Below are 19,753 nucleotides of genomic sequence, written 5' to 3' on the forward strand. Positions count from 1 at the left end.
GATTAAAATTCACTCATAATGTTTTTGTACTTCATCTGGTCTTCGAACATTTCTTGAAAAACCTTGTACTTGGCATCATGAAAAGCCCGGGTTGATGTTTGGGGTTTGATAACCTTGCCTGTGGATGACATAGCGGACATGGCATCCTTTAACCCGGCAAAATCACCGCAGGCCGTTGCCGCCAGCATGGCAGAACCAAGGATCACCGCTTCGTCCTCTTTACTCAGGATGATTTCGCAACCCGTCGCATTAGCGTGTTCACGAAGCCACAAGGGATTTTTTGTAACTCCGCCACACATATGTATGCGATTTATTTGATGCCCGGCATTGTTCATTGTCTCAATGATATGACGTGTGCCGTAGGACACTGATTGGATAGCAGCCATGTAAATTTTAGCCAGTTCGGTCAGGTCCTCATTTAATGACAAGCCTGAAACCATGCCTTTTAAATAAGGGTTAGCCCGAGGTGAACGGTTGCCATGATGGTAGCCCAGCAGATGGAAATGGGCGGTAAAATGGGGATTTTCAGACTCAAGGCGGGCCACCTCTTGGTTCAGAATCTCATATGTACTGCGCTTTTGCTGCTCAGCCAGTTTCATGAGTTCAGGATAAAAAGCATGGTCGCGGATAACGTGGTCGATCAGAGAGCCGACGGCCGACTGTCCTCCTTCATTCAGCCACAGGCCCGGCACCATAGCACCCCAATATGGTCCCCAGACACCATCAACAAAGACAGGTTTGCTGCTAACGGCCATATGACAGGAAGAAGTTCCGCCAATAATGGCCAGTGTTGATTCAGGCTGGTCGCCAATAATGCCAAGCCCTCCTGCATGGGCATCAATCATGCCAACTGAAACGATGGTACTGGTTGTCAGCCCCAGCTCTTTTGCTGCTTCATCAGTCAGCTGTCCAGCAGGCGAACCGGGATCAATGATTGTCTGACCGATTTTTTCATCGACAATCAGGTCTTCCAGATCCAGCTGCTGAAACAGAGAGGTATCCCAACGTTGGTCGTGGGCAAGATAAGTCCATTTGCACACCTTGGTACAAGTGCTCCGAAGGTCCTTGCCACTGGAGCGGTAAACCAGGTAATCCGACAGGTCGAAAAAACGTGCAGTGCGTTCATAATGCTTCGGCAGGTGACGTTTTAACCATTTCAGTTTAGGCAGTCCCATTTCGGGGCTGACTTCGCCACCGACAAACTTCAGAACCTCACTGTTGGTGGCATTGATTTCGGCTGCCTCGGTTAATGCCCGGTGATCCATCCACATGATGATATTCTGATCATCCCGTTCTGTGGGCGAAACGGTCACAGGGTTATTATTTGCATCAACAGAGACCAGGGAACAGGTTGCGTCAAACCCGATGCCCTTTACCTGTTCCGGATTGATAGCTGAATCCTTCAAAACGGTGCTTACAACCTTGCAGACCTGTTCCCAGATATCAGACGACGATTGTTCAACAAAGTCTGCGGCAGGGCGAAACTGCCTGATTGGACTGACGGCCAGGGCAATTTTCTCTCCCTTTGCATTGAACAATCCCGCCCGGGCACTGCCGGAGCCGACATCGACGCCTATGTAGAAATGTTGCATAAGTTGTTGTCAGAGAACCCTCGCAGATGACTTCGGGGATGATGAATGTTTGGCGCGTATATAGGTTCCTGACATAGACACACAGCTCCTCGGGCTATTTTGCTGAATCAATATTAGGCTATAAAACAGACAGCGTATTTTTATTACGGAATCTATTGTGATGAGACTGAATCAAGATCCAAATGTATTACTCATGGGCCACCCTCTGCTGTTTCAGGAACAACCCCAGGTCGACGTCAGAGAAATAACTTCAGATGACTTTCAGCACAACCTTGAGATTCTCAAGCTGAAGCAATTAAGTACCCTTGGAGTAGGACTTGCCGCCCCCCAGATAGGTTGGCCCGCCCGTGTTCTCAGTGTTGGTATTTCAGAACTTAACCGGTTCAGATATCCACAGGCTCCGGACATCCCTTTTGCATTCTGGATCAATCCACAAATCACCGATTTCAGTAAAAATACCTGCTGGACCTGGGAAGGCTGCCTTTCAGTTCCGGGCATGAGAGCCTGGATTGAGCGCCCTGAAAGCATCACAGTGGTTGGATATAACGAACACGGAGAGCGGCAGGAAAGCAACCTTTCAGGCTTTACTGCCCGGATAATGCAGCATGAACTGGATCACCTTAACGGGAAGCTTTTCCCTGTGAGGGTGGAAGATAAAAGTCTGATAATTCCCAATCAGTCGATTGAGTATCAGGAAGAATGGGCAGAAGGCTGGCCAACAGAAAATGCCCGCAAGACGACGCGCGGCCAGATTTCTAATAGGTGCTGATAAAACTAGAAGATCTCATCGCCGCCATCAATCAGATGGGTCGTATCATCCTGATCACGTAACTCTTCACGATACCGGCGACGGTTCAATAACTTCTTCTGAACCGGATCTGGCAGCTCGGTAAACTGAATGATCTGCTTATCAATGAGCAGGTCAATCAAATCTTCAAGTACCCGGATAAAGTCGGCATCCGCCGCCTGCATGACCTTGCCACCGATGGTCGGGTTTCGTTGCAGGAAGTTATGGACGGCTTCATCTTCAAGATTGACGATTTCCCAATCGTCAGTCAGCGGCTGGTCAGCAACCGCCTGAATTTCACCTTTCTCATCTTTGAGTGCGTATAGCATCCTGCTGCTCCTAAATACGCCGGTTGATAGGTAAAGACTCTAGCAAATCGGATATCAAACCCCGGCTGATATCAAACAGATCGTCACCCTGCAAGCCTTCACTGGCACCGTTTATATCCCAGATCACTTCACCACTGCGGATATCAATAACCGTCAGTCCCATAGAAACATTGGGCCTGCCACTGTCATCGTAGTACCACTCGAAAATCTCACCGGCAATTGCAAAGCTGATATCATTTTGCATAGCCCACTGTTTGCCATTCTGATAGCGATGAGCCGCTTCCAGCGATTTTGAGGCAGTCGTCACTTCTGACTCAGGATACAAGCGGGCTTCTTCAATACCCCGTGAAGGCAAATTAACCATCAGTATTCTTTCTACCTGAGTAGTGATACTGGAGGCTTCGCTGTGATTGATAAAAGGCAGGACGGCCCAATTAGCGGTACCTGGCAGACCTTCACGATACAGACCTGAAGAAGCGGCCGTACCACCCAGACCACCTGAGTCATTAAAACCTGCATACTGACAGCCTGTCAGGGCCAGCACTGCAGTTAGAATCAGTATTAAAAATCCGGGCCTGGCTTCATTGAACATAATCTTTAAGTTCTCCATGGTTCAACCTTAACCATTGCAGGGCAACGATAGCCGGAGCGTTGGAAATACGACCATCTTCAACCATCTGCCAGGCTTCTTCTACTGCCAACACATGCACTCTGATATCTTCGCCTTCTTCCGGCAGTCCGTAAACCCCACCTGCCGATGAGGCATCAACAATGCCGCAATAGAGCATGAAACGTTCATTGGTTGCGCCGGGGCTGACGTAAAAATTGGATACCGGTAAAAGATGCTTCACTTCACAATCGGCTTCTTCTTTCACTTCACGAATGGCAACCGATTCCAGAGATTCACCCGGCTCGGATATGCCCGCAACAATTTCCAGCAACCAGGGGTCATCATCGCTCATCAGAGGGCCTATGCGAAACTGTTCGACCAGTACGACTTTTTCCAGAAAAGGGTCATAGAGAAGTACACCCACAGATGGCACTCGCAAAACCGCTTCCCGAACCAGAGTCTTACTCCACCCCCCCTGAAAAAGGGCATGCCTGACTTTATATCGGCATAGCTTCAGAAATCCAGACCAGACTCGCTCTTCACTTTCAACATGAGCGTCTTCGACTCCCAGACCAGATAATTTCATGGCACACCTTATTGATATAAATGATGCTGAAGAATGTAATCATGAACCGAAGGCAAGAGCAAAGCAGCCACGGCTTCCTTGTTGTTATCGTCAGAACTTCCTGAAACTAACAGCTCTCTTACCTGAGTGCTTCGAATATTCTGTCGTTCCAGTGCAGTAAAGACCTGCCAGCGTTGTTCAATCTCTTCAGACCGATAGAAGCGTTTCCAGATCCGGGGATCGGCATTATCGGGCCCTCTGATAAAACCCAGCTGATCCCCGGGGTATTTCTGCTCCAGGAGTTCCAACAAATCAAAGGTATATACCGGTTTTTCGGGATTATCTGCCAGCATTTTCTGCTCAATGTCTGAGACTTCTATCTGACATTGAGGCAGTTGTACCGCATTCACCAGCTGCTGGCACATGGCCACCCGATGATGAAACGGTAACATCGACTTGGAAAAAGCGTGGGCAGCATTGGGCACCAGCAATATCAGGTCAAACTGCTGTCGGGCCTGTTCCAATACATCCAGATGCCCCAACGTCGGCGGATTAAAAGCAGAACCCAAAACTCCTATTTTCCTGGCGGTCATGATGTTGTTTCCAAAATGACACTCTTCGGTACTTCCACTTCGACTGCGATGGGCAGATGATCTGAAATTGGCAGATTCAGTACACCGACCTGATGCACTGTCAGGGAAGGACTGACCAGAATATGATCCAGTGAACGACTGGGACGCCAGCTGGGAAAAGTGTTCAGTTCTGAGTGAACAGCCTGCAAGTCAGTATCTTTCAGGGGTGAGTTGTTTAGCAGTTGTTCAGCGTGGGTATTCATATCGCCCATCAGGATCACATGATTGTAAGTTCTGACCAGATCCCTGATATAAGAAAGCTGATTATTTCTGGCCCTCTGGCTGAGAGCCAGATGCATCATCGCCACAACTAAAGGATCCCCCTGGTCACCAAACTGGGCAACGATAGCTCCCCGTCCGGGAATCAATCCTGGCAGTTTATGATCCTCAAGAATGATGGGTTTGTATCGGCTCAGCAATCCGTTACTGTGCTGCGCCAGTTTTCCGAGATTCCGATTCAACTGGTGATACCAATAGGGAAACTGGCATTTCAGGGCAAGGTATTCGGTTTGATTGATAAAGCCACTTCTGAGGCTGCCACCATCGGCTTCCTGAAGAGCTACCAGATCAAAATCAGGGAGGGCGGCAGCAATCTGATCCAGTGTTCTTGCGCGTCTGGAATGAGGCAACAGATGTTGCCAGCTGCGAGTCAGATAGTGACGAAATTGCTGGGTGTTGATGCCTACCTGGATATTAAAACTCAGTAGACGAATGTGTCCGGGCTTTTGTGATCGGGGGTTATAGACCAGCTCACTGCAGTGAACAGATCCCGGAGCTCTGTCCCTCTTCAAGCGAGAAGACAAGGCCCCCTTGAAAGCTCTAATCGGCATCAGTTAAACCTGAATTCTGGATGCTGGTCAGCCCGGCATCCATTTTGTCGAAGAGGTCAAAATGTTCAGCTTTTTGCCTTTGACTCTTCCTTAACCTTAGGCTTCAGCTGGGCTGCACGCTCATCACGCACTTTCTTGATCAGGAAGTCAGCAATAACGGGCATGTTTTCCAACCCAACTCTGGGCTCAATTACATATCGGCCATCGACTACCAAAGCTGGAACACCATTGAGATGATAACCTCTGATTTTTGCCCCCCCCTGATTCATCAGGTTCAGAACTCCGAAGGAATTATAGAAGCTTGCAAACTGCTTGGAATTAATGCCGTAGCGCTCCTGAAGAAAATTACCCATAGTTTTTACGTCGCCAAGACGATTATTTCTATTCTGGATTTCAACAAAAATACTTTTGTGTATCTCGTTCAGTTTTTTCTCTTCAGGTATCATGGTTTCCAAGGTGTAGTAAAGCTGGGCATGGGTTTTCCAGATGTTTGGACCAAAGAAACCGGGCGTACGAAGAACGCGGGTGTCTTTTTCCAGAGAAGGCTTCCAACGCTCAACAATGGGTTCCAGAGTGTAGCAGTGTGGGCAGCCATACCAGAAGACTTCAGCCACTTCGATCTGGCCTTTCTTCACTGAAGTCTGAACCGGATCAGGCAGTACCCGATAGTCCTGACCTTCCTTATATTTGTCTTGCACAGCAGCCTGCGCCATTAATGGCAAAACCAGAGCCAACCATAAAAATTTCAGTTGTTTTGGCATCTAAAAACACTCCAAGGCTTTTATAATGATCTATCAGAGTGACAAGTTAACAGAAGTCTGGGCAGTGAGTCCAAGCAGAGGTAACCCTCTCTGTTATCCTATCGTATCGATCAGGAAAGATAAGGTATTTTCAAGGCAAATTCTTGTTGAATGTCGGACTATTGATAAAAAATTTTTTACGTTAAAAAGCCCATACAAAGAAAAATTTTTCTACCTTTCTTCCAATCATAAAAAAACGGTTTACAACTTATCATTGCAAACCGTTTTTTGTGCTTACGGCTGAATCGCCAGACATCAGTTCTGCTCAACCAGCCGCCGCTATTGCCGCAGACCACTGATGTAACTCGACAGAGCGTCTACTTCTTTGTTGCTCAGTTTTTCAGCGATGCTTCTCATCACTTTGGTATCACCGTCATTAACACGCTCACCTTCTCGGAAATCACGCAACTGCTTGGCGGTGTATTGAGCGTGTTGACCACTGATTTTCGGGAAGCCTGCCAGGGAATTACCCTGACCCGTTGGAGAATGACAGGCTGCACAAGCAGGAATGCCTTTCTTCTGATCACCAAAGCGGTACAGCTGTTCACCCAGCCCCACCTGTTGAGGATCGGCTATCCCCTTTGGCGCAGGCTGGCTCGCATAGAAAGCAGCAATATCTTCGATATCCTGTTCTGTAAGCTGCCCTACAAAAGGCGCCATTTCCGGAACATTCCGGTTACCGGCTTTAATGTCTGAAATCTGTTTAACCAGATAGCGTTCGCCCTGTCCTGCCAGATTGGGGAAATTGGGCGCCAGGCTTACACCTGTTGCTCCATGGCAGGCGGTACAGGTTGCCACTTTGGCTTTTCCAGCATTTGCATCCCCCTTCGCAAATGCCACACCTGATACCCCCAAGGACACTACCAGACCGAAAATAACTTTTTTCATTAACCTGACCCAGCTACGGCACTTGCCATGAGTGACTGTTATTATCCCAACCCTTCCAGTCAGCTGCTCAGCGTCTGATTGTAAAGGCGGAGACCCCTCTGTCTTTACAAACATCCTCTTTATTCAGCTACTTTTTTCGACCTGTGCTCGGCCTCTATTCTGAAAAAGCTGGATTAAAATGGCTGCATATGCCTCAAAACGATGGCCATTATATACCTTAATGCTATTTTCCGATAGGTCGTTGAGCCCAGTAAATTCGCCAGTGTTCAGACAAACTGTTTTTTTTGGGGGCATTTAGCCTGCGACCAGCGGTTGCCAATTGTCGGCAAATACTTCGCGGCTATTCCATTTGCCCCACAAGTCAAGCAAAATTGCGCCAACTTTTCATTTCTATAGCGAAACTCCCGGACCAGGAGCCTGACCGAGACTAGCGCCCGTAGCGAGGACGGCAGAAAATTGAGGATGAAAATTCGGTTTTGTGAGGAGAATAGCGAGCTATTTGACGAACAAAAGCGGATTTTCAGACCAATTTGCTGCCGCCGCAGTAGGGCAGTCTATTCTCGGTCAGGCTCCTGGGGAGCTACCTGACAGGTCTGACACATGAGTGAAACCAGAACCGGTTTAAATTATCGCAAGGCCAAATTTCTGACCAGCGCTCCCAAGCTGAAACTGTGCCCGCCCGACAATGGCAGGGAAGTTGCCTTTGCTGGTCGCTCCAATGCAGGTAAATCCAGTGCGCTGAATACCCTGACGGGCTCAAAAATTGCCCGTACCAGTAAAACTCCCGGGCGCACCCAACTGATCAACTACTTCAATATCGAAGAGAGCATCCATCTGGTTGATCTTCCCGGTTACGGCTACGCCAAAGTACCGGAAGCTGTGAAAATCGAATGGCAAAAACATCTTGATGATTATTTAACCAACCGGGAATCTCTGGTGGGTCTCGTACTGTTGGTTGATATCCGCCACTCTCTGAAGGAATTTGACCGAATGATGCTCCAGTGGAGCATTGAATCCAGAATGCCACTGCATATTCTTTTAACCAAAAGTGACAAATTGAAGTCCGGTGTCGCAAAACAGGCCCTGAACAACCTGAAAAGAGAACTCTCGGAATATCCGCAAATTTCGATACAACTTTTTTCTGCCCTTAAGAAAACCGGTGTTGATCAACTGGCACAACGTCTGGATACCTGGTTGCTGTTGGATGACGAAGCGCTGGAATAAAAAAAGCTCCAGCCAACGGGGGAAGATGGCTGGAGCGCCAAGCTCCTTGACAAGGAGAGATCAAACACACAGATTGCAGTGAGAGAAAAGGGAGGGGAATTTCTCTCACATCGGACTATCGACCCGAACAGAAACCTTACAGTTGTAAATCCAGCTTCCAAACGAGACTCGTCCAATGCCTGACGCTCTTCGAGGCAAAAAAAAACCAGTTACCAAAGGGGGGGGCGGTAACTGGTTCATTGCAGGCTTAGTCGGGGAACACAGCACTGCTTTAAATACCAACACTAAACACACACAACATACACAACATACACACAACACACACAAAACACACAAAACACACAAAACACACACAACACACAAAACACACACAACACACACACAACATACACACAAGGACTTGGTAACAAGGTTTTGCCTCGCTATACAACTTTTGACAACTGAATTTTTAAAAAGTTCCCGATAGATGAAAATATTTTTGATTTTTTTTCTGACAGGTCATCAGGAAAAAAAAACCGGCTACCAAGGGGGGAGGTAACCGGTTCCTCGCAGACTGTGTCGGGAAACACAGCGTTGCTTTTATTGCCAACACTAAACACACAAGGAGTTTGCAGAAAGGCTTTTCGCCTCCCTACATATACTGAGACAATCAAAATTCAAAAAAGTTCCCGAAGATGTGAAAAAAAATAATATTTTTTTCACATCTTCAAATCTTTCGTGGAAACATTACCCTCATTGATGCATCAGTGAGCTTCATCCCAGTTGTATCCGGAGCCCGCTTCTACCACCAGGGGAACCTTCAGGTCTGCAGCCTGGGACATTTTTTCCACAACACCGGCTTTTACGATCTCCAGCTGATCCTCTGCTACTTCCAGCACCAGCTCATCGTGGACTTGCATAACCATTCTGGCATCCAATTCACTCTCTGAAAGCCACTGATCCACATGAGCCATCGCTCTTTTTATGATATCTGCCGCTGTTCCCTGCATGGGGGCGTTGATCGCAGTCCGCTCCGCTGCCTGACGACGCATACCATTGCGAGCATTGATTTCGGGAAGGTAGAGCCTGCGTCCAAACAAGGTCTCAACATACCCTTTTTCTTTGGCAGACTCTCTGGTTCGGTCCATGTAATGAAGCACACCAGGGTAACGATCGAAATAAAGGTTGATGTACTCTTGTGCTGACTTTCTGGAAATACCCAACTGTTTGGCCAGTCCGAAAGAAGACATTCCGTAGATTAGACCAAAATTAATCGCCTTGGCACTTCTGCGCTGCTCTGAAGTGACCTCATCCAGCGCAACGCCGAAGACTTCCGCAGCTGTGGCTTTGTGAATATCCAGACCCTGCGCAAAGGCTTCCAACAAACCGGCGTCATCAGAAAGATGAGCCATGATTCTCAGCTCTATCTGTGAGTAGTCAGCAGCAATCAATTGATAGCCTTCAGGAGCGACAAAGGCCTGGCGAACCTTGCGTCCTTCCTCGGTACGAATAGGAATGTTCTGAAGGTTAGGATCAGAGGAGGACAAACGACCGGTTGCTGTCACCGCCTGATGATAAGAAGTATGAATTCGCCCAGTGGCCGGATTGATCATCTGGGGCAGCTTGTCGGTGTAAGTCGACTTCAACTTGCTAAGGCCACGATGTTCAATCAGAAGTTTTGGCAGGGGATAATCCAGTGCCAGCTCCTGAAGCACTTCTTCAGCGGTGGAAGCTTGCCCCTTCGGTGTTTTCTTGATGACCGGCAGACCCAGCTTCTCAAACAGAATCGCCTGCAATTGTTTGGGAGACGCCAGGTTGAAAGGCTCTCCCGCTGCATCATGAGCCTGCTTTTCAAGCTCATGTAGACGCTCGCCAATCTCCATACTCTGCTGCGCCAGCAGGTGGCCATTAACTCGGGCTCCCTGCCTTTCCATCCGCGACATAACAGCTACCAGGGGCATTTCTATATCACGAAATACAGAGTACAGAGACGGCTCATGCTCCAGTTGAGGGGCAATCGTTTCATGCAGTCTCAGGGTAATGTCGGCATCTTCCGCCGCGTAGGGCGCCGCTATTTCAAGATCAATCTGGTTGAAAGTGAGCTGCTTTTTACCTTTGCCTGCAATCTCTTCAAAAGAGATGCATTGATGGTCGAGGTACTTCTGAGCCAGGCTATCCATATCATGGCGGGTAGCGGTTGAGTTCAGCACATAGGACTCAAGCATGGTATCCCAATGGATACCTTCCAGACTGATATCATAGTTAGCCAGCACACTTTTATCGTATTTCAGGTTCTGGCCTACTTTTTTCTTTTCAGGATTCTCCAGTAGCGGTTTTAGCTGCTCCAGCACCCAGTTTCTATCCAGCTGACCGGGTGCGCCAACATAGTCGTGGGCCACCGGAACGTAGGCGGCCTTACCCGCTTCTACAGCAAAAGAGAGTCCAACCAGTTCTGCTTCCATATAATTCAGACTGGTGGTTTCGGTATCAAAAGAAAACAGCTCCGAGTCATTCAATATTTTCTGCCAGCGGCCAAAAGTCTCTTGATCGAGAACCGTCTCATATTCAGCGTGTACAGCTGGCTTGGCCGACCCAGTTTCTACGCCTCCGTCCATGTCTTTTTCCAGTTCAGCGATCATGGAACGGAATTCATACTCTTTATAGAGAGTCAGCAAAGCATTTTTATCTACCGGTTCCGCTTTCAGGTCCTCAATTGCAACAGGCAGCTGGACATCGGTTTTGATAGTGGCCAGATCCCGGGAAAGCCGCACAATATCCTGGTGCTCTTCAAACTTGGGAGCAAAATTTTTGCTGCCCCTGAAGCCCAGGGCAGGGACTTCATCCAGACGTTTGGCAATCTCGTCAATACTGCCAATCCCCTGTAACAGAGCCAAAGCGGTTTTCTGACCAACCCCTGGCATGCCGGGAATATTGTCACTGGAGTCTCCCATCAGGGCGAGATAATCAATAATCAGGTGCGCTGGAATACCAAACTTGTCCACAACGCCATCCAGATCAGTACGGGTATCGTTCATGGTGTCGATCAAAGTGACATGCTCAGAAACCAATTGCGCAATATCCTTGTCACCGGTTGAGATGACGGTAGCAATTTTTTTCTCAGTGGCTTCTCTTGCCAGAGTGCCAATGACATCGTCTGCTTCCACACCCTCAATCATCAACAACGGCATACCCAGGGCTCGAACCATTTCGTGAATCGGTTGGACCTGTGAGCGCAGATCGTCCGGCATAGGCTTGCGGGTTGCCTTGTACTCCTCGTACAGATCATGCCGGAAGTTTTTCCCCTTGGCATCAAAGACGACCGCTACAGGACTGCCCGGATACTCCTTAAGCAGACTCTTCAGCATGTTCGTCATCACACGGATAGCACCTGTTGGACGACCGTCTGATGTTCTCAGGTTCGCTCGTTCTGAAGCATGGAAAGCCCGATAGAGGTAAGAAGATCCATCTACGAGCACAAGGGGCGGATTGGCTTGGTCTGACATTGCTGAATTGATCTCTGGTTAAAGAGACTGTCGCAAAAGTAGCATTCAGACATTTATATAACTGAACACCATCGGCTACAGCCTCCCAAATATTGGAGTAGACTGCTATTTTAATCTCTTTTTGCAAACGGACACATGGTTATTACTTGGGGCATGCTATGAAATCAGTAACAGGTTCAATGGCTTTTGCTGCAATCATGTCTTTATTTCTTCTCGGCTGCGCCAACTCTCCACCGTCATCCAACCCGACAGAAGCTGCTCTGGAAAAGCCTCCCAAAGTCGTTCAACCTGAATCGACAACGATCAGCAAGGAAGATTTTGAAAAAATTCCTAAAAACCTGCGTCCGGAAGATCTTGAGCAAAGGGATGACACTACCGTAGTCATTCGTCCCGGCAGCCAAGGAATCATAAAGGAATACCGAATTAATGGCTTTCTTTACGGGATCCATGTCACCCCCGAGTTTGGCGAACCTTACTATCTGGTCGCAGCGGATCATATGGGTAACTTTATAGATCCCACCAAACCCGAAATGCTGATTCCATCCTGGACTATTTTTAAATGGGAGTAGATGGCTAAGCCTTTACTCTCAGTGGGTGCGGGATTCCCGTCAGGCTGCTACCTGTTCACGATTTTGCAATGATTTCTGCTTAAAACGCCTCACTATCACCAAGATTGTCTAACCTGAGTTTTCAACTTACATTCAAAGGAAAACTCGAACATTGCAAGCTGTAAAAAAATTCTTGCTGATTTGGATCGCGGCCTTCAGCAAAGTCAGCTCAAATTGCTACAGCATGGACGAATATCTTGCCTTTTTTATGGCGCACGGGAGAACACTTTTGACCACCCAACAACTTTTTGTTGAGGTCACATCCACGCAAGCAATATACCTCAAAGAAGCGAATGTCCTTCCATTCCCTGACACACATTGCATAACTACGAAAATCCAGGGAGAACAGCTGTGTTTCGGGAACAAGGATCCAGCCCGTGTCCGGCCCCAGCCCACCAAAAGCATCAAGCTCGGACTATCTCCCCAGAGTATTTCACAACTGAAATTCAACGCATCACTCCCATCATCAACTTCAGTGTCCCTTGCCGGGCAGAGTGTATTCCCTGAGTTTGACTCGGGGACTGAAGCTTACAAACAGGGCAGATGGCCGAAGTTATTTCGCAGCTATTGGGAATGCACAGATGGGCAGGTACGTGAGGGTAAACAGGACGGAGAGGATGAAACTATCGAGTGGTATGTCTTTGAAGAGAGTGGGAATGAGCCTGATGACTCCAATGATGCAAATATTCGATATGAAGAGCCAGCTCACGAGGAGACACCCTTAAAGCCTGATACCCGCTACTGCCTGCCGCGCTGTTCCGATGATCAAAGCCAAATAAGCAGAGCCTCGCCCGGTGATGGAAACAGTGAAGGAGCGACAGGCAATGAAGGCCAATCAAGTCCTGAGAATACCAAGAATCAGGAAAATGAGGATGAAGGCACGAGCGAAGACACATCAGAAAACGCGGAGACAGAAGAAAACCATCATGAAAATATCGAGCCTTGCCGTACTTGTGGTGAATCATTTTGTGAGCACCCCGAATTCTACTTTGATACCCCTACAAAAGCCAATTTCCCCGAAGCCGCCTCAGAAACAGCAAAGCCCCATACCTGCATCGCTCCAGACTGCAATCGCCGGTTCACTTCTGTTTCCAACCGAAATGCCCACGCTCGCAGGATACATGGCAGGGAAAAGCCTCATGCCTGCACCGATCCTTACTGTAATCGCCGGTTCGCTGTTATTTCCGACCGCAATGCCCACATTCGTAGGATACATGCCAGGGAAAAGCCTCATCTCTGCACCTATCCAGACTGTAATCACCGGTTCGCTTCTGCAACGGAGCGTGATAGACATATTCGCAGGATGCATACTATGGAAAAACCCTATGCCTGCAGCAATCCAAACTGTGATCGCCGGTTCATTTCCAATTCCGACTGCAACATGCACTTTCGCAGAATGCATAATAGGGAAAAGCCCCATGCCTGCATCGATCCAGGCTGTGATCGTCGATTCGCTTTTATTTGCGACCGTGATGCCCACATTTTCAGGGTGCATGCCAGTGAAAAGCCTTATGCCTGTAGCGAGCAAGACTGTGATCGCCAGTTCGTTACTGCAACCGAGCGTGATACCCACACTCGCAGTAAACATACTATGGAAAAGCCCTATGCCTGTGACAAACCAGACTGTAATCGCCGGTTTGCTTCTTCTGCCAGCCTTAATGCCCACGGTCGCAGGATGCATAGCGAGGAGCCAAAACGCAAACGCCAGAGAATTGAAAATCAGAATCAGCCCGTCAGCTCTGACGAAATTGACCTCCCGCCCGGTTCGAAATGAATACTCTTTCGATTATGGATAGAAGTTTGGTTATAATATAACATCGTTCACCAGCTACCTTTCATTATCATGATCAGTGTCCACCAGCATCACGACCATCATGTGTGTATATCAGAAGCCTTGCAGGAGGCTCGTATACTCTGTCAACAGAGGGGAGTCAGGCTGACCCATCTCCGTGAGAAAGTACTGGAACTGGTCTGGCAGAGCCATCAACCCGTTGGAGCCTATGAGATTCTTGCCCAACTGACGAAGCAGGAAGAGCGGGTAGCTCAACCCCCCACGGTTTATCGCGCCCTGGACTTCTTGTTGGAGCAGGGCCTGGTTCACCGTCTCTCCTCTCTTAACGCTTTTATTGGCTGCCCGCATCCCGGCATAAAACATAACAGCTGTTTTCTTATCTGCGAGAAGTGCCGCGTGACACAGGAAATCGATCATCAGGCCATTAACCAGTCGATTAGCTCCTGTGCCTCTGATCAGGGATTCAAGATCGTTGACACTGCGATTGAACTCACAGGTTTGTGCTCAAGCTGCCAGAAATTCCAAGAGTCATTATGAGTTCAGACCAAGCCTCTGCCTGTAAAAAAACGTCTGGCCATAAAACAGTAACCACAAAGGATCTGAATACACCTATGTCTGAAGAGACGTTAATCAGATTGAACAACATCCATGTTGCGTTTCGGGAACGAGAAGTCGTTTCCGATATTTCTCTGGACGTAAAAGCGGGTGAAATCGTGACCCTGATAGGACCGAACGGGGCCGGTAAAACGACACTGGTCAGAGTTGTTCTGGGCCTGCAGACACCTGATTCCGGTAGCCGGACCATGAAAGAAGGCCTGCGTATCGGCTATATGCCACAAAAATTACATGTTGACGAAAGCATGCCCCTGAGCGTTAAACGCTTTCTTTCTCTGACCGGACAATCAGGAAAACAGATTCGTTCGGCACTGGCAAGAACCGGAGTAACCCACGTCATCAACTCACCGGTTCATTCGCTTTCAGGCGGAGAGCTTCAGAGAACATTGTTAGCCCGGGCACTGCTCAACAAACCTCATCTTCTGGTGCTCGATGAGCCGGTTCAGGGAGTAGACGTCAATGGTCAGAAAGAGCTTTATCACCTGATCACCGAACTCAGAAATGGCAATAACCCTGAGCTGAAAGACGGCTGCTCTGTCTTAATGGTCTCCCATGACCTTCATCTTGTGATGGCCTCAACAGATCGGGTCATTTGCCTTAACCAGCACCTCTGTTGCTCAGGTCACCCTCATCAGGTTCGTCAACACCCGGCCTATCTGAAACTTTTTGGTGGAGAGTCCGAGGAACTGGCTGTTTACGCCCACCACCATGACCACGAACATACTGTTGATGGTCATATCATTCACAAGAAAAACACCGGGAGCACTCATGTCTGAACTGCTCCTTACCGCACTGCTGGCAGGATCAGGGGTTGCTATAGTGGCAGGGCCTCTGGGTTGTTTTGTCGTCTGGAGAAAGATGGCCTACTTTGGCGATACCCTCTCTCATTCGGCACTTCTGGGCGTAGCCCTGGGGCTGCTGCTCGATGTTGATCTTAATCTGGCCATTGTAGTGTGCTCGCTGTTTCTTGCGGTTCTCCTGGTCTCGCTGCAGGAACAACAAAAAATGGCGTCCGATACACTCCTGGGGATTCTTGCCCATAGCAGCCTTTCTCTGGGTCTTGTTGCGATCAGTTTTTCCGAGAACGTCCGGATCGACATGATGTCCTACCTGTTTGGAGACATTCTGGCGACCTCGCCCACAGACCTGTTCTGGATATACGGCGGCGGCGCACTGGTTCTCATCACTCTGGCCCTGCTGTGGCGACCTCTTCTGGCCATGACTATTCATGCAGAGTTGGCCCAGGTTGAAGGTTTTCCGGTGCGAAGAACCAAACTGATTCTGACCTTACTGATGGCCCTTGTGATTGCTGTGGCCATGAAAATTGTTGGTGTGCTTTTGATCACTTCACTGATGATTATCCCGGCCGCAACAGCCCAGAGGTTTTCCCGAACACCGGAACAGATGGCTATTATTGCTGGCATCATAGGCTTGCTGAGCGTGGCAGGAGGACTGACTGCATCCTGGCAACTGGATACACCGTCAGGACCTTCCGTTGTCGTCTGTAGCTTCCTGATTTTTGTTTTGGGTCTGAGTTTCAAACGCAGCTGACCGATGGGCCAGTCCTCCTGGCCCGGAAGCTTGATAACCGATAACAGAGTTATTCCTGGTACAGCTCATCAACACCCACCATTACCCGTGTCAGTTTTTCTGAATCCAGAGGCGGGCGGATAAAGCCGTGGTAGTCCCCCTTTGGATTGATGATGACCAGGTTAGCGCCATGATCCACCAGATAGTATTCATCTTCCGGATCGATGACCGGTGTGTAGGGGATGTTCATTTGCACGGCCAGGTTATGGATAGCTTTCTGGGAGCCCGTCACACCCACAAAATCAGGGTTAAAATGTGGGACATAGCCATTAAGCTTCTCTACTGTGTCCCTGCGTGGATCTACTGTCACCATGAAATAATGCATTTTCTTTGCCATTTCAGGGTTATCGTTCTTCAACAGCTTATCCATCTGGTTCAACTGACCCAGCGTAGTAGGGCAGATGTCCGGACAGAAGGTGTAACCAAAGTACACCAGGGACCATTTGCCTTCGAGATTGGCTTGGGTAAAAGGTTGCCCCTTGTTATCCACCATACCCTTCATTTCAAAGGTGCGTGGCTTGTCGAAAACCACTGTACCCATTCGCTGTAACTCTTCCAGTGTCAACGATGGCTTGTTTGTGTACTTGTAGAACGTCAGACCCATAATGACCGCAACAATGGCCACCAGAATCAATACTGTTTTATTCACGTTGTTTCTGATCCCAGATTCCATGGACAATCCTCTGGAGCCCTAAGCTCATAAAAAAAGCCCTCGGCTCGTATACAGCTCGAAAAAAACTGTGGCTGCTTTCAAGCCTATGCCTGTTAAAGCCACAAATAGAACGTGTAATGATCCACCAGCAATACCACGAAGAGCAACATCAAATAGGTAATGGAATACTTGAACGTCTTGATGGCGGCATGGGGCCTGCTTTCTCGCAACAGAGCAATAGCCCAGTAAAGAAAGCGCCCCCCGAGAATCAATGCACCCGCCAGATAAACAGTACCACTCATGCCGGTCAGGAAAGGCAGAACACTGACCAGAATCATGATCACTGTATACAGCAAAATATGCAGTTTGGTGTATGCCTCTCCATGAGTCACCGGCAACATGGGAATGTCCGCCCTGGCATATTCAGCTTTGCGATGAATAGCCAAAGCCCAGAAGTGAGGAGGCGTCCAGGCGAAAATAATCAAGACCAGCAGCAGGGCGTGTCCTTCAAAGTGTCCGGTCACTGCCGTCCATCCCAGCAGGGGAGGGGAGGCACCGGCAATCCCGCCAATGACAATATTCTGTGGAGTAGCACGCTTTAAAATCAGAGTGTAAATCACGGCATAACCCATCAGTGAGGCCAGTGTCAGCCAGGCGGTCAAAGGGTTGACAAGAAACACCAGAATCCCTATGCCCAGCACACCCAGAGTAAAGGCAAACAACAAAGCCTGAAGTGGCTCAACACGCCCTGTGGCTACCGGTCTCTTGTGGGTTCTGGCCATAACCGCATCAATCTGTCGATCGACCACATGATTGATCACCGCAGCGGAAGCGGCCGAGAGAGCAATGCCCAGATTACCAAACAGCAGAATATCCAGGGGCACCATGCCCGGCGTTGCCAGGCACATACCAATCACTACCGTCAGAACCATCAGGGCGACCACCCTGGGTTTGGTCAGCTCAAGATAATCACGCCAGTGAGCGGATTCCTGCAGGGATGCACTACTGCTCTTTTGAATGACCTTACTCATGATTGAACCTCACTGAATCCTTCAGATATGTTCATACGGAAGTTGAGAGCCACCAGTGTCAACAGCAAAACAGCACCTCCCAGATTATGGGCCACTGCCACTGAAAGTGGCAGGCTGCCCAGGATGTTACTGACCCCCAAAATGACCTGTAGCAGCAGAGCCAGAAGCATCAAAGTGGCCAGCACTCTCAGGCTGTTTCGGTTATTAGACAACTGTGTATTACTATATCGAAGTACCTGTACAAAAAGGAACAGCAGAAACACCGTAGTCACCAGTGCCCCTAATCGGTGTAAAAGATGTATAGCAGTCCGGGCTTCAGAGTCCATTTTTCCACCCAGATAATTCGGACCAATAGACTGGCTGACATTCAAACCGTCGGCAAAATCAGCCTCAGGCAGCCATTGCCCCTGACACATAGGAAAATCAGGACAGGCCAGGGCGGCGTAGTTGGAGCTGGTCCAGCCTCCCAGTGTGATCTGTAAAATCAACACCAGCAGTCCGACAGCGGCTAAGCCTCGCAGCCGATCTCTCTGGCCAGAGGAGGGGAGTTTTGGCCAAACCAATCCGGATAAACGAAGGGTCAGTAAAAACAACAAACTAAAGGTAGCAAAGCCACCCAGAAGATGAGCGGTCACCACCTGGGGCCAGAGCTTTAATGTCACAGTCCACATGCCGAAAGCCGCCTGCAGAATAATCAGCCCCAGAATCAATAAAGGCAGTTTTAATGGCTGTCCCGGCTCTTTCCTGTTCCGGACGGCCTGAATGGCGATCATCAAAACCAGCAGCAGCAGGGAGCCTGCGACATACCGATGCACCATTTCAGCCCAGCCTTTGTCGACCTCTACCGGGGCATGGGGAAAGAGTGTTTCCGCTATGGCTATTTCCTGCGCTGTTTCAGGTACTGTCAGGAAGCCATAACAACCTGGCCAGTCAGGACAACCCAGTCCTGCGTGAACCAGTCGTGTATAAGCCCCTAACCCGACAACCACAGCGGCCAGCAAGGTTGCAAACAGGGAGAGATAAAAACCCGTTCTCTGTCGTTTTGTCTGGCTTCTTGTTTTTTTAATAGACGCTGTCGTCATAGAACACCTTTCAATGTCAGCCGATGTTTGATGCTTTAAGCAACTTCCTTAAGTCTTTTAATAAATCTCCACCGTACTGCCCTGGCTGATACTTCATCATGATATTCCCCAGGGGGTCAACGATGTAAAAGCCATTGGTTGGCCATTCTCTTTTTTCACCCGGGTTTTTACCCAGAGCCTTCAACACCGATTCTTTACGACTGCCTAACCAGATCAGATCAGGGTGTTCGCTGAGTAAACGCTTGTTTAATTCAGGATTCGATGAGGAAGAAATGAACACCCGAACGACCCGGTCACTGTCTCTACCCAGCGCCAGATGCGCCTGACGGGTTTGATAGAGCGCTTCCTGACAGGCCTGATCAGAACAGGCATCGTCACCAAACACCAGAACCCCCCAACGTCCCTCCAGCCCCTGCAGATCAAACATTTCATTATTTTTCTCAAGCGTCATACTCTGGAAGCTGGCAGGGGGTAACAACAGTTCACCTTTGTTCGTACGACCATCCGGCACAAACTGTGTTCCAAAGAAATAAAAGTACCAAGCCAAACCCATTGCCAGAGAAGGCATGAGAATAACCAGAGCCAGTTGCCAGCGACTTTTTGCTTTCTTTACTCTTTTCATTCTTATAATACCCAGTTGATTA

The 19,753-nt window shown here is 48.8% G+C and carries 20 protein-coding genes; 7 read left to right on the forward strand and 13 right to left on the reverse strand.

Annotated elements, in window-relative coordinates; all coding sequences use genetic code 11:
• Positions 1 to 2: 2 nt before the first annotated feature.
• On the reverse strand, positions 3 to 1,592 hold the full coding sequence (locus ACOMG9_RS24065; RefSeq protein WP_448215150.1) for an FGGY-family carbohydrate kinase: 1,590 nt from the start codon (positions 1,590 to 1,592) through the stop codon (positions 3 to 5).
• Positions 1,593 to 1,752: 160 nt separating this feature from the next.
• On the opposite strand from ACOMG9_RS24065, the gene def reads away from it, so the two are divergent.
• Positions 1,753 to 2,361: a peptide deformylase gene (gene def / locus ACOMG9_RS24070; RefSeq protein WP_448215149.1), complete on the forward strand. Its 609-nt coding sequence runs from the start codon at positions 1,753 to 1,755 to the stop codon at positions 2,359 to 2,361.
• Positions 2,362 to 2,366: 5 nt separating this feature from the next.
• On the opposite strand, the gene ACOMG9_RS24075 is transcribed toward def, so the two are convergent.
• From ACOMG9_RS24075 to ACOMG9_RS24105, 7 genes are all read right to left on the reverse strand, one after another.
• Positions 2,367 to 2,708: a hypothetical protein gene (locus ACOMG9_RS24075; RefSeq protein ID WP_448215148.1), complete on the reverse strand. Its 342-nt coding sequence runs from the start codon at positions 2,706 to 2,708 to the stop codon at positions 2,367 to 2,369.
• Between the two features lie 10 nt (positions 2,709 to 2,718).
• The gene (locus tag ACOMG9_RS24080) at positions 2,719 to 3,318 is read right to left on the reverse strand and encodes a hypothetical protein (RefSeq protein ID WP_448215147.1); all 600 of its coding nucleotides are present in this window, start codon (positions 3,316 to 3,318) and stop codon (positions 2,719 to 2,721) included.
• Positions 3,290 to 3,904 carry an NUDIX domain-containing protein gene (locus ACOMG9_RS24085; protein ID WP_448215146.1) on the reverse strand — a complete coding sequence of 205 codons (615 nt, stop codon included), beginning with the start codon at positions 3,902 to 3,904 and terminating at the stop codon, positions 3,290 to 3,292. Before ACOMG9_RS24085 ends, ACOMG9_RS24080 begins: the two co-directional genes overlap by 29 nt.
• 8 nt (positions 3,905 to 3,912) lie before the next feature.
• Positions 3,913 to 4,476 carry an adenylyltransferase/cytidyltransferase family protein gene (locus ACOMG9_RS24090; protein WP_448215145.1) on the reverse strand — a complete coding sequence of 188 codons (564 nt, stop codon included), beginning with the start codon at positions 4,474 to 4,476 and terminating at the stop codon, positions 3,913 to 3,915.
• Complete coding sequence (locus ACOMG9_RS24095; protein ID WP_448215144.1) at positions 4,473 to 5,345, reverse strand: endonuclease/exonuclease/phosphatase family protein; 873 nt, start codon at positions 5,343 to 5,345, stop codon at positions 4,473 to 4,475. The genes ACOMG9_RS24090 and ACOMG9_RS24095 overlap by 4 nt, the downstream gene beginning before the upstream one ends.
• A gap of 65 nt (positions 5,346 to 5,410) precedes the next feature.
• Positions 5,411 to 6,106 (reverse strand): thiol:disulfide interchange protein DsbA/DsbL, encoded by a 696-nt coding sequence (locus ACOMG9_RS24100; protein WP_448215143.1) that lies wholly within the window; start codon positions 6,104 to 6,106, stop codon positions 5,411 to 5,413.
• 318 nt (positions 6,107 to 6,424) lie between these two features.
• On the reverse strand, positions 6,425 to 7,033 hold the full coding sequence (locus ACOMG9_RS24105) for a c-type cytochrome (RefSeq protein ID WP_422136139.1): 609 nt from the start codon (positions 7,031 to 7,033) through the stop codon (positions 6,425 to 6,427).
• 600 nt (positions 7,034 to 7,633) lie between these two features.
• On the opposite strand from ACOMG9_RS24105, the gene yihA reads away from it, so the two are divergent.
• Positions 7,634 to 8,257, forward strand: a complete 624-nt coding sequence (gene yihA, locus ACOMG9_RS24110; protein WP_422136138.1) for a ribosome biogenesis GTP-binding protein YihA/YsxC — start codon at positions 7,634 to 7,636, stop codon at positions 8,255 to 8,257.
• Between the two features lie 743 nt (positions 8,258 to 9,000).
• Here the strand turns inward: yihA and polA are convergent.
• Entirely contained in the window at positions 9,001 to 11,739 is a 2,739-nt protein-coding gene (gene polA, locus ACOMG9_RS24115; protein ID WP_448215142.1) for a DNA polymerase I, read from the reverse strand.
• Between the two features lie 158 nt (positions 11,740 to 11,897).
• On the opposite strand from polA, the gene ACOMG9_RS24120 reads away from it, so the two are divergent.
• From ACOMG9_RS24120 to znuB, 5 genes are all read left to right on the forward strand, one after another.
• Positions 11,898 to 12,308: a DUF2782 domain-containing protein gene (locus ACOMG9_RS24120; protein ID WP_422136136.1), complete on the forward strand. Its 411-nt coding sequence runs from the start codon at positions 11,898 to 11,900 to the stop codon at positions 12,306 to 12,308.
• A 268-nt stretch (positions 12,309 to 12,576) separates the two neighbouring features.
• Positions 12,577 to 14,121, forward strand: coding sequence for a C2H2-type zinc finger protein (locus ACOMG9_RS24125; protein ID WP_494529543.1), 1,545 nt, complete (start codon positions 12,577 to 12,579; stop codon positions 14,119 to 14,121).
• A gap of 69 nt (positions 14,122 to 14,190) precedes the next feature.
• A complete protein-coding gene (locus ACOMG9_RS24130; RefSeq protein ID WP_422136134.1) occupies positions 14,191 to 14,676 on the forward strand; it encodes a Fur family transcriptional regulator in 486 nt (161 codons plus the stop codon).
• Positions 14,673 to 15,530 carry a zinc ABC transporter ATP-binding protein ZnuC gene (znuC, locus tag ACOMG9_RS24135; protein WP_448215140.1) on the forward strand — a complete coding sequence of 286 codons (858 nt, stop codon included), beginning with the start codon at positions 14,673 to 14,675 and terminating at the stop codon, positions 15,528 to 15,530. Before ACOMG9_RS24130 ends, znuC begins: the two co-directional genes overlap by 4 nt.
• Entirely contained in the window at positions 15,523 to 16,305 is a 783-nt protein-coding gene (znuB, locus tag ACOMG9_RS24140; protein WP_422136133.1) for a zinc ABC transporter permease subunit ZnuB, read from the forward strand. Before znuC ends, znuB begins: the two co-directional genes overlap by 8 nt.
• A gap of 49 nt (positions 16,306 to 16,354) precedes the next feature.
• Here znuB and ACOMG9_RS24145 read toward each other — a convergent pair whose 3' ends face one another.
• The 4 genes from ACOMG9_RS24145 to ACOMG9_RS24160 all read right to left on the reverse strand — a co-directional run bounded on the left by ACOMG9_RS24145 (position 16,355) and on the right by ACOMG9_RS24160 (position 19,731).
• Complete coding sequence (locus ACOMG9_RS24145) at positions 16,355 to 17,017, reverse strand: SCO family protein (RefSeq protein ID WP_422136132.1); 663 nt, start codon at positions 17,015 to 17,017, stop codon at positions 16,355 to 16,357.
• Positions 17,018 to 17,109: 92 nt separating this feature from the next.
• Positions 17,110 to 18,027: a heme o synthase gene (gene cyoE, locus ACOMG9_RS24150; RefSeq protein WP_422136131.1), complete on the reverse strand. Its 918-nt coding sequence runs from the start codon at positions 18,025 to 18,027 to the stop codon at positions 17,110 to 17,112.
• Positions 18,024 to 19,109 (reverse strand): COX15/CtaA family protein, encoded by a 1,086-nt coding sequence (locus ACOMG9_RS24155; protein ID WP_448215139.1) that lies wholly within the window; start codon positions 19,107 to 19,109, stop codon positions 18,024 to 18,026. The genes cyoE and ACOMG9_RS24155 overlap by 4 nt, the downstream gene beginning before the upstream one ends.
• 16 nt (positions 19,110 to 19,125) lie before the next feature.
• Entirely contained in the window at positions 19,126 to 19,731 is a 606-nt protein-coding gene (locus ACOMG9_RS24160) for an SCO family protein (RefSeq protein WP_448215138.1), read from the reverse strand.
• Positions 19,732 to 19,753: the final 22 nt, after the last annotated feature.

The sequence above is a fragment of the Endozoicomonas sp. PH6C genome (assembly GCF_059322965.1).